Source organism: Ensifer soli (assembly GCF_041928815.1).
In the GTDB taxonomy this organism is placed as follows: Bacteria; Pseudomonadota; Alphaproteobacteria; order Rhizobiales; family Rhizobiaceae; genus JBHFEI01.
Window position 1 is genome coordinate 16433 of sequence record NZ_JBHFEI010000011.1, and the last position, 13631, is coordinate 30063.

Annotated in this window: 12 protein-coding genes and 1 pseudogene; 3 read left to right on the forward strand and 10 right to left on the reverse strand. The window is 68.5% G+C overall.

What is annotated here, in order from left to right:
- Positions 1-34: 34 nt before the first annotated feature.
- The 6 genes from ACEVQ6_RS16835 to ACEVQ6_RS16860 all read right to left on the reverse strand — a co-directional run bounded on the left by ACEVQ6_RS16835 (position 35) and on the right by ACEVQ6_RS16860 (position 7209).
- On the reverse strand, positions 35-1531 hold the full coding sequence (locus ACEVQ6_RS16835; protein ID WP_374890191.1) for an ABC transporter substrate-binding protein: 1497 nt from the start codon (positions 1529-1531) through the stop codon (positions 35-37).
- A gap of 89 nt (positions 1532-1620) precedes the next feature.
- The gene (locus tag ACEVQ6_RS16840) at positions 1621-2502 is read right to left on the reverse strand and encodes a carbohydrate ABC transporter permease (RefSeq protein ID WP_374890192.1); all 882 of its coding nucleotides are present in this window, start codon (positions 2500-2502) and stop codon (positions 1621-1623) included.
- Position 2503: 1 nt separating this feature from the next.
- Positions 2504-3391: a carbohydrate ABC transporter permease gene (locus ACEVQ6_RS16845; RefSeq protein ID WP_374890193.1), complete on the reverse strand. Its 888-nt coding sequence runs from the start codon at positions 3389-3391 to the stop codon at positions 2504-2506.
- A gap of 150 nt (positions 3392-3541) precedes the next feature.
- The gene (glpD, locus tag ACEVQ6_RS16850; RefSeq protein WP_374890194.1) at positions 3542-5077 is read right to left on the reverse strand and encodes a glycerol-3-phosphate dehydrogenase; all 1536 of its coding nucleotides are present in this window, start codon (positions 5075-5077) and stop codon (positions 3542-3544) included.
- Entirely contained in the window at positions 5074-5874 is an 801-nt protein-coding gene (locus tag ACEVQ6_RS16855; protein ID WP_374890195.1) for an HAD-IIB family hydrolase, read from the reverse strand. The genes glpD and ACEVQ6_RS16855 overlap by 4 nt, the downstream gene beginning before the upstream one ends.
- A gap of 3 nt (positions 5875-5877) precedes the next feature.
- Positions 5878-7209 carry a sn-glycerol-1-phosphate dehydrogenase gene (locus ACEVQ6_RS16860; protein ID WP_374890196.1) on the reverse strand — a complete coding sequence of 444 codons (1332 nt, stop codon included), beginning with the start codon at positions 7207-7209 and terminating at the stop codon, positions 5878-5880.
- 175 nt (positions 7210-7384) lie between these two features.
- Between ACEVQ6_RS16860 and ACEVQ6_RS16865 the strand changes: the two genes are divergently transcribed.
- The 3 genes and pseudogenes from ACEVQ6_RS16865 (at position 7385) to ACEVQ6_RS16875 (ending at position 10374) form a co-directional block, all read left to right on the forward strand.
- On the forward strand, positions 7385-8371 hold the full coding sequence (locus ACEVQ6_RS16865) for a sugar-binding transcriptional regulator (protein WP_374890197.1): 987 nt from the start codon (positions 7385-7387) through the stop codon (positions 8369-8371).
- 83 nt (positions 8372-8454) lie between these two features.
- The gene (locus ACEVQ6_RS16870; RefSeq protein WP_374890198.1) at positions 8455-9960 is read left to right on the forward strand and encodes a xylulokinase; all 1506 of its coding nucleotides are present in this window, start codon (positions 8455-8457) and stop codon (positions 9958-9960) included.
- 44 nt (positions 9961-10004) lie between these two features.
- Positions 10005-10374 (forward strand): annotated as a pseudogene (locus ACEVQ6_RS16875) (VOC family protein).
- Positions 10375-10634: 260 nt separating this feature from the next.
- Here ACEVQ6_RS16875 and ACEVQ6_RS16880 read toward each other — a convergent pair.
- The 4 genes from ACEVQ6_RS16880 to ACEVQ6_RS16895 form a co-directional block, all read right to left on the reverse strand.
- Positions 10635-10955, reverse strand: a complete 321-nt coding sequence (locus ACEVQ6_RS16880; protein ID WP_374890199.1) for a DMT family transporter — start codon at positions 10953-10955, stop codon at positions 10635-10637.
- A gap of 110 nt (positions 10956-11065) precedes the next feature.
- Entirely contained in the window at positions 11066-12397 is a 1332-nt protein-coding gene (locus ACEVQ6_RS16885; protein WP_374890200.1) for a sensor histidine kinase, read from the reverse strand.
- Positions 12394-13071: a response regulator gene (locus tag ACEVQ6_RS16890; RefSeq protein ID WP_374890201.1), complete on the reverse strand. Its 678-nt coding sequence runs from the start codon at positions 13069-13071 to the stop codon at positions 12394-12396. Before ACEVQ6_RS16890 ends, ACEVQ6_RS16885 begins: the two co-directional genes overlap by 4 nt.
- Positions 13068-13628: a cytochrome b/b6 domain-containing protein gene (locus ACEVQ6_RS16895; RefSeq protein ID WP_374890202.1), complete on the reverse strand. Its 561-nt coding sequence runs from the start codon at positions 13626-13628 to the stop codon at positions 13068-13070. Before ACEVQ6_RS16895 ends, ACEVQ6_RS16890 begins: the two co-directional genes overlap by 4 nt.
- Between the last annotated feature and the right edge of the window lie 3 nt (positions 13629-13631).

Below are 13631 nucleotides of genomic sequence, written 5' to 3' on the forward strand. Positions count from 1 at the left end.
GGCGCCGGACGGCGCCCCTTGCCTTGGTTGCAGATCAGCCCTTCAGCACGGCCTCGACCTGCGAGGCGATGTCGTCCATCGCTTCCTTCGACGAGCCGTAGCTGCCGGCGAAATACTTGCCGAGGCCGACGGGGATCGTGTCGGAGGAGAGCTGCGCCCATTCCGGCAGGTCCGGCTCCGAGCCCATGAACTTGTCGATCGTCTCGCGCACGACCGGCAGGTGGCGGGTCGTGCCGGCGCCGACGCGGGCATTGGCCTTGACGCGCGGATCGTCATAGACCGAGGTGCGCGTCGGGCCGGTGCCGCCGCCAAGCACGGTGATGAGGGCCTGCGTGTCGGCGCAGGTCGCCCACTGCATGAAGATCCAGGCAGCGTCGGGGCTCTTCGAATATTTCGACACGGCGAGCGAGGAGCCGCCCTGGTGGCCGACGCCGGGGATTTCGCCGAAGCCGCATTCCGAGGGCTTGCGCAGCGCGATCGGCTGCGGCGGGATGACCGCCTCGCAAAGCCCGGAGACCTTGGTCTGGCTGGCATCGTCGAAATAGGGGAAGAACTCGCCCCAGGAGAGCATCGAGGCGGCGACCCCTTGCGCGACCGCCTGGCCCTGGCCGTCCCAGGTCCACTGGTCGACGCCCGGGGGCATGATCGCCTTCAGCTTGGTGTAGTAGTCGAGCGCGGCGATGCCCTGCTCGTCATTGCCGACGAACTTCTTGTCGGCATTGAAGATCGAGCCGCCATGGCCCCACAGCATCGAGGTCCATTCGCATTCGAGCGCATAGTGGCCGGACTTCATCTGGCCGGCATAGCCGAAGGTGTTCGGACCCATCTCCTTGGTGATGGCGGCGGAGTTGGTGTAGAGCTCGTCGAAGGTGGTGGGCGCCTTGAGGCCGAGCTTCTCGTAGATGTCCTTGCGGTAGATCATGATGAAGATCGGGATGTCGTAGGGAACGCCGACCCAGCGGTCCTCGTACTTGGCGATGCCGTCGACGAGCGCGGGCAGGAAGTCGTCGATGTTGTAGTTCGGCATGGCGAGGTCGGGCTTCTCCGAGATCTGCTCGCGCGGATCGAAGACGTCCTGGCTGAAGGACGCGGCCCAGCTCTGGTCGATGTAGTAGAGGTCGTAGGTGCCGAGCGAGGAGGCGACGTCGAGGGTGAGCTTCTGCAGCACCTGCTCGAGCGGCAGAACCTCGATCTCGACCTTGATGCCGGTCGCTTCCTCGAAATACTTCTTCAGCTGCGAGTTGATCGCGTTCGACGGCGGGGTCGATTCCGTCGCGAGCTTCAGCGTCGTGCCGGCGAACGGCTTGGCGACGTCCTTGAGCCAGGCCATGACCTCCGGCGAGGGCTGCATCGCGTCCTGGGCGACGGCCCGGTTCAGCATGAAGGGCCGGTTGCCGAAGCCCATGCCGAGCGCGGTGGCGCCGAGGCCGAGCTTGGCCGCCGTGCGCAGGAAATCGCGGCGGTCCATGCCGCCCCGGACGAAGCGGTCCGTCACCGAGGCGAGATAGGATTTTCTGTCACGTTCGTTCATGTCTTCTCCTCCTACATATCCGGAACCGGGCTTGGCGCCGGGATATCTCCTTGAACTTCACGGACGGGCCGGCATGACGGCCCGCCAGGCTACTGCTTCAGCGATCCCATGGTCAGGCCGCGCACGAGATGGCGCTGGACGAGCAGGATGACGATGAAGGCGGGCACGATCGCGGCGGCCCCCAGCGCCGCCATGTTGCCCCAGGCGGTGCCGATCGAGGTGACGAAGGTCGACGAGACGACCGGCACGGTCTTGAGGCTCGTCTGCGTCAGCGTCAGCACGAACAGGAACTCCGTCCACGAGAAGATGAAGCAGAGCACGGCGCTCGCCGCGATCCCGCCCTTCGCCATCGGCAGCACGATGCGGCGGAAGATCGTCCAGCGCGAGGCGCCGTCGAGCAGCGCGCTCTCGTCGATCTCGGCCGGGATGTCGTCAAAGAAGCTTTTGAGCAGCAGCACGGCGAGCGGCAGGTTCATCAGCCCGTGGATCAGGATGACGCCGAGATAGGTGTCGAGCAGGCTGAACTGCTTGAAGATGAAGAACATCGGGATCGCGACGGCGACCGGCGGCATCATGCGGGTCGACAGCACCCAGTTGACGAATTCGTGCCGTCCGCGAAACTGCATGCGCGACAGGCAGTAGGCGGCGAGCGTCGCGACGGTGATGGCGAGCACCGTCGACATCGAGGCGACGACGATCGAATCCCAGAGCCGCGGCCCCATGTAGAAATTGCCGCCGCCGGGCGTCACCGTCTCCTGCTGGCCGAAGGAGAAGCCGAGCGAGATGCCGAAGACCTGCTCGAAATTCTTCACCGTCGGCGGGAAGTCGAAGAAGATCGGCGGCCAGTTGAAGATGTCCTTGGCGTCGCGGAAGGCGACCGAGGTCCAGAAATAGATCGGGAAGAAGAAGATCGCGACGACGACCCATCCGGCGATGGTGCGCAGCGTGCGGGCGGATCTGCTCTGTTGCATGTTACCACCTTACCTTGGCGACGCGGATGAAGAGGTTGGCCATGACCATGATGATGACGAGGCTCGTCAGGCTCAGCGTCGCGCCGTATCCCCATTTCAGGAACGAGAAGGTCTGCTGCCAGGCATAGAGGCTGACCGTATAGGTCGCCGTTCCGGGTCCGCCCGAGGTCATGACGAAGACGTAGTCGAAGACGCGGAAGAGGTCGATGCCGCGCAGGAGCACCGCGACCGCGATCACCTTCGACATCATCGGCAGCGTCAGCCGGCGGAACATCTGGAAGGCGGAGGCGCCGTCGATGCTGGCGGCCTCGTAGGGCTCGACCGGCAGCGCGCGCAGCCCCGCCATGAAGATCAGCACCATAAAGGGCGTCCACTGCCAGATCTCGGCGACGAGTACGCCGATCAGCGCCAGCGACGAGGTGGCGAGGATCGGCGTTCCCTTGGAGAGGATGCCGAGCTGGTCGAGGATATAGGGCAGCACGCCGAATTGCGGGTCCTGCATCAGCAGGAACATCATGCCGGCGATCGCCGGCGGGATGACCAGCGTCATCGACAGGATGGCGCGCAGCGCCCCGAAGCCGGGCAGTTCCGCGTCGAGCAGCAGCGCGATCGCCATTCCGAGCGCGATCTCGATCGTCAGCGCGATGGCGAAATAGGCGAAGGTGACGCCGAGCGCGCTCCAGAAGCGCGTGTCGTTCCAGAGCTGCACCCAGTTGGCGAAGCCGACGAATTTCAGCCCGCGGCTCTTCGGCACGAATTCGTGGAAACTCAGCCAGATGTTGTAGATCAGCGGATAGATGGTGAAGACCACGAGCAGCGCGATCAGCGGCAAGAGCCACGGCCACGGCGAATCCGAGATCGCGATGCGTTTCACCTGTGCGACGGACATGGTCTCGCTCCTCCCGAAAACGGCGGCACGCGCGCGTCATCTCGCGCCGGTCGCACCCCGTCCTCCTCTCTTCCCTCGAAGGCGCCGGGCCGGCAGGCCCCGCCTCCATTCCTCAGCGCCCCGCCCTCTCCTTGGGCAGGACGTCGTGTCTCAGCCGGCCGCGCGGGTCGCCCCGTCCGCCGCGCGCCGTTCCGCCATGTAGCGGTCGAGCGCCTCGATTTCGGCCTGCGTCATCCTGAGGCCGGATTTCGTCCGGCGCCAGACGACGTCGGCGGCGGTGCGGGCATATTCGCGCGCCATCAGATGCGCCACTTCCGCGCCGGTGACGAAGCCGCCGAAATCGCGCCCCAGATCGGCGCGGTTGCGCGCCTTGCCGAGGATGGCGCGCGCGTCCAGCCCGTAATGGCGCACCAGCCGGCGCGCCTCGCGCTCGGAAAGATAGGGGTGCTCGCGGCGGATCGCCTCGGCGAGCGCGCCCGCCGTGCCGACCGGGAAGCCCCCGCCCGGAAGCGGCCGCTTCGCCGTCCAGCCCTTGTCCCGGCCCCAGGCGGGGAAGACGGTCGCAAGCTTCTCCATGGCGTCCTCGGCGAGGCAGCGATAGGTGGTGATCTTGCCGCCGAAGACCGAGAGAATCGGCGCGGAACCGGCGCTGCTGTCCAGTTGCAGCACGTAGTCGCGCGTCGTCTCCTGTGCGTTCGCCGCGCCGTTGTCGTAGAGCGCGCGCACGCCGGAATAGCTCCAGACGACGTCGTCCGGCGTCAGCCGCGTCTTGAAATAGGAGGAGGCGGCCTTCGTCAGGTAGTCGATCTCCTCCGGCGAGGCCTTCACCGCCTCGGGCGCGGCCGTGTAGTCGCGGTCCGTCGTGCCGATGAGGGTGAAATCCTCCTCGTAGGGAATGGCGAAGAAGATGCGCCCGTCCGGGTTCTGGAAGATATAGCAGCGGTCGTGGTCGTAGAGCTTCTTCACGACGATGTGGCTGCCCTGCACGAGGCGGGCGCGATCGGCGGAATTAAGCCCGGCGACGCCGGAAATCACGTTGCCGACCCAGGGGCCGGCGGCATTGACCAGCGCCTTCGCCCGCACCTCGCTGCGCGCGCCGGTCTCGACATCCTCGAGCGTCACGCGCCAGAGATCGCCCTCGCGCCGCGCGGAGACGCAGCGGGTGCGCACGCGCACATCGGCGCCGTGGTCGGCGGCGTCGCGGACATTGAGCACGACGAGGCGGTTGTCCTGCACCCAGCAGTCGGAATATTCGAAGCCGATCGACGAGACATCGCGAAGCGGCGCCCCGACCGGGTCGCGCTTTAGCAGCAGCGTCTTCGTCGCGGGCAGGCGCTTGCGGCCGCCGAGATGGTCGTAGAGGAAGAGGCCGAGGCGCAAGAGCCAGGCCGGTCGCAGCCCCTTGCGGTGCGGCAGCACGAAGCGCAGCGGCCAGATGATGTGCGGCGCGATCGCCCAGAGCCGTTCGCGTTCCTCCAGCGCATGGCGCACCAGCTTGAACTCATAATGTTCGAGATAGCGAAGACCGCCATGGATCAGCTTGGTCGAGGCCGAGGAGGTGCCGGAGCCGAGGTCGTTCTGCTCGGCGATGAGCACCTTCAGCCCGCGGCCGGTCGCGTCACGGGCAATCCCCGCGCCGTTGATGCCGCCGCCGATGATGGCGATATCGTAGACCGCGCCGCTCATGCCGACCGGGCCTCCAGGATGCGGTTCGCCACCTCGACGAAGCCGTGGCCGCCCTTTTTGGACGCGACATAGGCGGGTTCCGCATCGATGCGGCCGACGAAATCGAGGACGTTGGCCACGCCGCAGGCATTCGGGAAGAAGCCGAACATCGGCGCGTCGTTCGGGCTGTCGCCGACGAAGACGATCCGGTCCTTCTCCGCGTCGAGGTCGACGCCGAGGATGTCCGATGCAAAGCGCCGGCTCATCGTCAGCTTGTCATAGGCACCGTACCAGCCATTGACATGGATGGACGAGACTTTCGCGACCGCGCCCTCCTCCTCGAAAATATGCTTGATCCGGTCGACCTCGCTGTCCGGCAGCGGGGCCACGTCCTCGCAGAAATCGATGGCGAGGTCGGCCTCGCGGTAGAGCTGGTCGGCGGAGATCGCCGCGCCCGGCACTTCGGCGAGGATGCGCGCCCGCACGGCTTTCAGCCTCTCCCGGTCGGCGGCGCGCGTGGCGTCGTCGATGGCGAAGGACCGGCGCATGCGCCGCGCTTCCTCGTCATAGGAGAAATAGAAGGCGCCGTTCTCGCCGACGACGCCGGCGACCGGCCACATGCGGGCGATCATGTCGCACCAGCCGGCGGGACGGCCGGTGATCGGCGCCACTGCGATGCCGGCGGCGCTCAGGCGTTCCAGCGCGTCATAGGCCACGGCCGGCAGCCGGCCCTCGTTGGTCAGCGTGTCGTCGATATCGGCGAAGAGGACGCGGACGGCGCCCGCGACGTCGATCGGCATCTCGGCAACGGGGCGCATGGCTTATTTCTCCCCGGCGGCGAAGTCTTCCAGGATGCCGGCGTCCGCCGCGATGTCGAGGAAGGCGTAGCGGTTGCGCATCTCGCGGCTGTGGATCAGCGCCTCACGATAGATCTCCACCGGCAGGCCGAGATCGGCCGCCGTCATCGGACCGCCGGTGTCGGCGAGCAGCTGCTCCATCTCGGCGACCGGCAGGGCGAAGGCGTTGAGCTCGGCGCGCAGCGTCGGCCACAGCTCGGCGAATTTTTCGTTCATCTCGGCAGCGCCGCGCTCGTCGAAGACCTTCGGCTGGATTTCGCTCCAGCACTGCGCCGCGATGTCAGCGCCCATGCGCTTCGCCATGTCGGCCGGGTCGATCTTCGTCGGCTTGATGACGGGCGGCGTGTCGCTGTCGAGGAAGAGGCGCTGCAGCCGGGCCATCGACAGGGTCGCGACGCCGACCTGCTGGCCGTGCAAGGTGCCCGGATGCCTGTCGCCGGCGAAGCAGTCGATGTAGTGCGACACCTGATGCTCGCCCATCGAGCCGTGGTTCGACATGCCGGTGAACGACACGCCGAGGCCGCAGAGCGTCAGCACGCGGTGCAGGTAGCCGTTGGCGGCGATGTCGCCCTCGGAAATACCCTTGGCGCGGGCGTTCAGTTCGCGCTCGTCGGCGTCCTGGATGATGTAGGGCACGGTCGAATAGAGGCTGCCGATCAGCCGGTGCGACATCCACCAGTCGACCTGGGCGACCGAACGCACCAGGCAGTCGGCAAAGCCCGCGGCCGAGAGATAGGTCGGCGCGCGCGCCGTCACGCCGAGATCGATGAAGAAGCCGGACGGCGCATGGGACGGCAGCGACACTTTCAGGCCGTTTTCCAGCGTGATCGAGGCGGTGGTCGAGGTGTAGCCGTTCATCGAGGCGGCCGTGCCGAACACGGCGTAGCGCCGGTTGGTGCGGCCGGTGACGAACTTGCAGAGGTCGTTGATCGTGCCGGAACCGACGGCGACGACGGCCTCGGCGTCCTTGAGCTTTTCCGTCAGATCGGCGACGGCGGCCATGTCGGCATGGGGATGGTCGAGGATGACGGTGTCGACGGGACCGAGCGTCGCGAGCGCCTTCTCGACGCGCGCGCCCATCGCGTCCCACGTGCCCTGGTCGGCGACGACGGTGTAGCGCTCGCCGAGTTTCAGCCCGGCGATCAGCTCGGCCTCGCGGCCTTCGAGGCTCTCCTCGATGACGATGGTCTCGTAGGGAACGGTGGCGCGCTTGCCCGTTTCCGGGTTGGTCCAGTTACCGGCGACGATGTCGTCGATCAGCGCAGTCCAGCCGCCCTCGGGCGCAGTGCCGGCCATCTCAGTCCTCCCTCAATCCTTGTGCGGCCGCGTCCTGTCGATCCTCGGGCGGCCCCGCTTTTGTGCGGTTGCGAACAATTGACAACACTTCCTGTCATTTGTCAAGACACATGACAGCAAAGATTGACAAATGCCATCGCCCTCTGCCAGATAGGCGGCAAGAGGACGAAAAAGCATGGCGCGGGAGAAGGCATCGGGGCGGAACGGCGAGGAGACGGGGGCATCCGTGCCCACGGAGTTCGACGACGCCGTCATCTGGGCCGCCTGGCTCTATTACGCCGACCAGATGACCCAGAGCGAGATCGCCAAGCGGCTGAACGTCTCGCGCGCCACCATCGTCAACTATCTCCAGGAAGCCCGCGAGCGCGGCATCGTCTCGGTCGTGATCAACCCCAAGGCCGGCGGGCGCACCAGCGTCGCCCGGGCGCTGATGGAGAAGTTCGCGCTTGCCGGCGTCTTCGTCATCCCGAACGGCGCCGACGAGACCCTGTCCGAGCGCCTGGGCGATGCCGGCGCCCGGGTGCTTGCCGACCAGATCGAGGATGGCGACGTCATCGGCGTCGCCTGGGGCCGCACCGTGCTCGCCGCCGCCGACCAGATCGCCCTCCCCCGTCCCGTCGCCAATCTCACCGTCGTGCAGGTCTCGGGCAGTTCCACCGGCGAGCCGGAATTCTCGCCCGAGCTCTGCACCTCGCTGCTGTCGAACCGGATCCATGCGCGCTGCGTCAACCTGCTCGCCCCCGCCGTTCTGTCGACGCGGGAGCTGAAGGCGGCGCTGCTTGCCGAGCCGGTGCTGCGGAAGCAGATGGCGCTGGTGCATTCGACGAACCGCATCCTCTTCGGCGTCGGCGATCTCGGCCACCGCAGCACCGTGCGCGTCTCCGGTATCGCCAGCCAGGCCGAGATCGACGACTACGTCGCGCGCGGCGCCGTCGCCGTCATCATCGGCCGCTTCATCGATGCGAGGGGCGGGGCGGTCGGCGGCGACCATGACGACCGCATGGTCGGCATCACGCTCGACGAGCTGCGCCAGGTGCCGAGCCGCATCTGCGTCGCCGGCGGCCCGCTGAAGATCGGCGCGATCGTCGCGACGCTCCAGGCCGGCTACGCCACCCATTTCGTCACCGACATCGCCACGGGAGAGGCGCTGCTCGACCTTTAGGATTTTTCGAGGGCGCGCGATCGGATGCGCGTCCGCCGGCAGGGATGCGAGGGCCGGGAGACCGGCCGAGGAGGAAAGACGGCATGACTGAGCGCTACGTCATCGGCATGGATTCATCGACGCAATCGGTCAAGGCGGTGGCCTGGACGGCCGACGGCACCCCGCGCGCCGAGGGCCGCGCGCCGCATGTGATCGCCACGCCCCATCCGCTGCATGCCGAGCAGAATGCCGAGGACTGGTGGACCGCCGCCTGCGCGGCACTCTCCGCGCTGCTGACGCAGATCGACCCGGCCGCCGTCGACGGCATCGCCATTTCCAACCAGCGCGAGACGATGGTGCTGCTCGACGGGGACGGGACGCCGCTGGCGCCTGCCACCCTCTGGCTCGACCGCCGCGCCCAGGACGTCGTTCCGCTGCTCGCGGAAGAGCTCGGCCGCGCGCGGCTGCACGCGATCTCCGGCAAGCCCGTCGACGTCATCCCCTGCGTCTACCGGCTGAAATATTACCGCGAGCACCAGCCGGAACTGCTCGACCGCGCGGCGCAGATCCTCAGCGTCCATGATTTCCTCACGCTGAAGCTGACCGGCACGGCGCAGGCGTCTTGGACCAGCGGCGATCCCTTCGGCATCCTCGACATCGAGGCGAAGGTCTGGTCGCGCGAAATCCTCGACCATCTCGGCATTCCCCTGTCGAAGCTGCCGCCGCTCAACCGTCCCGGCACCCGCATCGGCAAGATCTCGGCGGACGCGGCGGCGCTCACCGGGCTTCTGGCGGGCACCCCCGTCTTTGCCGGCGGCGGCGACGGCAACTGCGCCGGCCTCGGCGTCAACGCCATCCGCCCCGGCACCGTCTACCTCAATCTCGGCACCGCCGTCGTCGGCGGCTGCTGGTCGGCGACGCCGGAACTCAGCCGGTATTGGCGCACGCTGGTCTCGCCGAGCGGCGAAGGCTATCTGCTCGAAAGCTGCCAGCGTGGCGGCGCCTATTTCGTCAACTGGCTGATCGACACCTTTGCCGGCGGCCGCGCCGACCCGAAGATCTTCGAGCGGCTGGAGGCGGAGGCGACGGGGCTTGGCGTCGGCGCCGGCGGCGTCACCGCGCTCTCCTACCTCATGGGCAACATGGACCCGCACTGGGACGAGCATGCCCGCGCCGGCTTCGTCGGGCTGGGGCCCGAGACCGGCATGGGCCACATGTACCGCGCCGGGCTGGAAGCGATCACGCTGGAATTCGTCCGGTCTCTTGCCGAGATGCGCCGCATGGGCGTGGCGGCCGAGCGCATCTTCGTCATCGGCGGCGGCGCCGGCAGCCCGCTCTGGCGGCAGATGGTGGCGGATGCGAGCGGCCTTCCCGTCATCCGCAGCCTGTCGAACGAGGCCTCCGCGCTCGGTGCCGGCATGTCGGCCGCCGTCGGCGCCGGCTGGTATCCGGGTTTCCGCGACGCCGCCGACGCCATGTCGCGGCTTGCCGAGGAAGTCCTGCCCGACCCCGCGACGGCGGAGGCCTGGGCGGCCCTTTCGCGCCGGCAGGGCAATCTCTACTATGCCGTCAGGGATCTCGACGAGGAGAGGCCGGCCGGGGAAGACTGAACCGGCCGAAGCGGAGCCGGCGGCATTCACAAACGGGAAAACCCATGCCGCATCATGCTTCGCTCGGCGTTTCCGACATCGCGCGCGCCGCCGCATTCCACGACGCGGCTCCGGGAGCCCCCGGATAGGCCGGGTCCGGGAGGATCTCCGGCCCGGCGCGGCGGACCAGGCGATCGGCGACGGCCCGCCGGGCGGCGGCGACAAGCTTGCCATCGCGCTGAGGACCGACCGCGCCCGCCCGGGCCAGGCTTTCACCTCGCCTTTGCCGCTCCGGATCGCGCGGCCGTCGCCCGCGTCCATCGGGCCGCGCTCGACCACGGCGGCCGGGACGATGGCGGACCCAACTGTTACGCCGCTTTCGTAAACGACCCGGAGGGACAGGCTGTCGAGGCGGTCTTCAACGCGGCACCCTGAAACGTGTCGCGATCTGTCGGATCGCTCGTACGCTTTAGATCTTTGTTTTTACGCGTGTCTTTTCGCAAAACCGCTGCACATCTTTGCGAGACACGCTTCAGAGCCCGTCTCGCGACAGCGTGCAGCGGTTTGACGAATAGGCATGCGTAAAAGCGGAGACATGACGCGCAGGAGCGATCCGGCAGATCGCGGCACGCTTTAGATCGAGAGAGGTCCGGTCCGGCTCTTCGACCTCCGCCCGAGGCGCCTGCGGCAACCGCTCAGGACGCGCTCGACAGCTTCATCATGACGATGCCGGCGACGATCAGCGCGCCGGCGGCGAGCCGCATCGGCGTCGCCGCCTCTCCGAGCACGAGAATGCCGACGACGAAGGCGCCGACGGCGCCGATGCCGGTCCAGACCGTATAGGCCGTTCCGAGCGGCAGCGTGCGCATGGCGAGCGACAGCAGGCCGAAGCTCGCGATCATCAGCACGAGGGTGAGAAGGGTGGGCACGGGAAGGGTGAAGCCGTCCGAGCGCTTCATCGCATAGGCCCAGGCGATTTCGAGCAGTCCGGCGATGAAGAGGGCGATCCAGGCCATGGCGGGCCTCCTTGACAAGGGGCCGGGCCGTCCCGGGTCTTTCGGCCCCGGTGTCCGGGGGCGCGGGTCGTCCCGCGCAGGGAAAGACATGGCCTTTCCGGCGGCGAAGGTCAAGAGGCCGGCGGTCTGACGCGGGCGGGGAGGTCGAGCGCGAAGCGGCGGCCCGTGGCGGAGACGGTCGCGCCGAGCGTGCCGCCATGCAGCTCGGCGATGCGGCCGACGATCTTCAGGCCGATGCCGAGCCCGTCGCCCGTGGGCGCCGGCGCGACGGCCCCGCCCTCGGACGCGATGTCCTCGACGGCGATCCCGCCGGCGCCGACCTCGACGATGATGCGCGTGCCGGGCCGCGTATGGCGCACGGCGTTCTCGACGAGGTTGCGCGCCGCGTCCTTCAGCAGCGCCGGGATCGCCAGCAGCGGCGCCTGCGCCGCCGTCGCGGAGAATTCAAGCGTGTGGTCGTGGTCGTAGACGAAGGGCGCGAGATCCTCGACGACGTCGCGACCGAGCGCCACCAGGTCGACCGGGACGAACATGGCGTGGTCGAAGCCGTCGAGCCGCGCCAGCGCCGTCATGTCGCCGACGAAGCGCACCAGCGCGTCGAGGTCGGCCTCGGCCTTGCGGGCGCGCGGATGGTCGATGCGGCCGAGCTCAAGCTTCAGCGCGGCGAGCGGCGTGCGGATCTCGTGGGCGATGCCGGAGGTGAGCAGGCGCTGCGAGGCCATCAGCGCGCCGACGCGCACGAAGGCGCGGTTGACCGCCTCCGTCAGATGGGCGATCTCGCGCGGCATGCCGGCCGTCGGCAGCTCGGAGCGCGAATCCATCGGGTCGAGCCGGTCGGCGGCCTCCGCCGCCGCCTCGACCGGCCGCACCGCCCGGCGCACCGAGAGCAGCGTCGCGCCGAGGACGAGGACGAGCAGGATGCCCATCGGCACGATCATGTGGTCGAGCACCTCGTTCCACAGCACGCCCGAGACGAGGTCGTCCGGGTCGCCGATCACCGCGACGTCGACGGTGACGCGCCGACCGCCCGCCTCCAGCGCCCGCCCGCCGACCAGCGTCAGCGGCAGGCCGGGGCTGAGGCTGCGCAGCCAGAAATCCGGCGGATTGACCGCCGCCGGCAGGAAATGCGCCTCGCAGGCCGTATCGCAGGACTGGAACAGCGTCTTGCCCGCGTCGTCGCGCACGCGCGCGACATAGCCGGTCGCGGGCGCTGCGCCGTAGCGGGCGTCGAGGGAGGCCGGCAGCGCATAGGCCGTGCCCGGCGGGCCGACGCCCTCCGCCAGCCGTTCCGTCTCCTCTTCGACATAGAGCCGGGCGAGCTCGCCCGCATTGCCGTAATAGTCGGAAAAGACGACGGCGAGCTGCACCAGCATGGCGAGCAGCGCGAAGAAGGCGATGCGCCGCGTCAGGATCGCCATCAACCCCGGCCGGGGCACGCTCATCGGCGCGCCTCGCGCAGCATGTAGCCGACGCCGCGCACGGTCTCGATCGCGGCCCGCGGCGCCCCCGTCTCCAGCTTGCGGCGCAGCCGCGAAACGGCGAGCTCGACGGCATTGCTGCTGCGCTCGTCGCCGAATTCGGAAAAGGCATGTTCCAGCTTGCGCTTGGCCACCACCGTGCCGCCGTGGCGCATCAGGAGTTCGAGCAGGGATTTTTCCGACGGCGCCAGCGCGATCTCCGCGCCGTCCGAGGTGAGCCGGCGCGTGGCGACGTCGAGGCTGAGGCCGGCATAGTCGAGCACGGGCATCACCGCGACCGGCGCGCGGCGCATCAGCGCGCGGATGCGGGCGATCAGCTCGCCATTGTTGAAGGGTTTCGCCAGATAGTCGTCGGCGCCGGCATCGAGCCCGGCGATGCGCTCGTCGACCGCGCCGCGCGCGGTCAGCACCAGCACCGGGATCGACCGCTTCTCGCGCCGGAGCGCCTTCAGCACGGTGAGGCCGTCCTCGTCCGGCAGGCCGAGATCGAGCAGCAGGAGATCGTAGTCGATCTCCTGAAGGGCGGCGCGCGCCTCCCCCGCGGTGCCGAAGGCATCGATGCGGTAGCCGGCGTCGCGCACCGCCTCGAGCAGCAGCTCCCTCAGCCGCACGCTGTCCTCGACGAGAAGGATCCTCATAGCCGTTTGCGACCCGTGACCATGGACCAGACCAGGTTTTCCCGATGCCGGACGCTTTCAATGAGCGCCGCCGCCGCATGGACGAGGGCGAGCACCATGATGCCGTTGGCGAGAAGGCCGTGCAACTCCTCCAGCCATTTCTCCCCCCAGAAGGCGTCGAGCCCTGTCATCCAGCCGGTGAGCGCGGTGGCGGCAAGCAGCGCCATCAGGGTCAGCATCATGACGGCGGCAAGCGGCGTGTGGCCGAGGCTGCGCGGCTCGGTGCCGGAGAGAATGGCCCGGACCTGGCCCGCCACGCGGGCGGGCGTCGGCAGGAAATCGGAGAAGCGGGCGTGGCGCGTGCCGACGAAGCCCCAGACGATCCTGACGGCGAGCGCGCCGGCGACGACATAGCCGGTGAAGCGGTGAAGGGACCGCCCCTCCTCGAGGATGAAGAGGTTGAGGAGGCAGCCCGTCACCACGGTCCAGTGGAACAGCCGGACGACCGGGTCCCAGACCCGGACGGAGCCGGGGCCGGTGACCGGAGCGGCGTCCTCGCCTGCGCGGAGCGCCGCCATGGC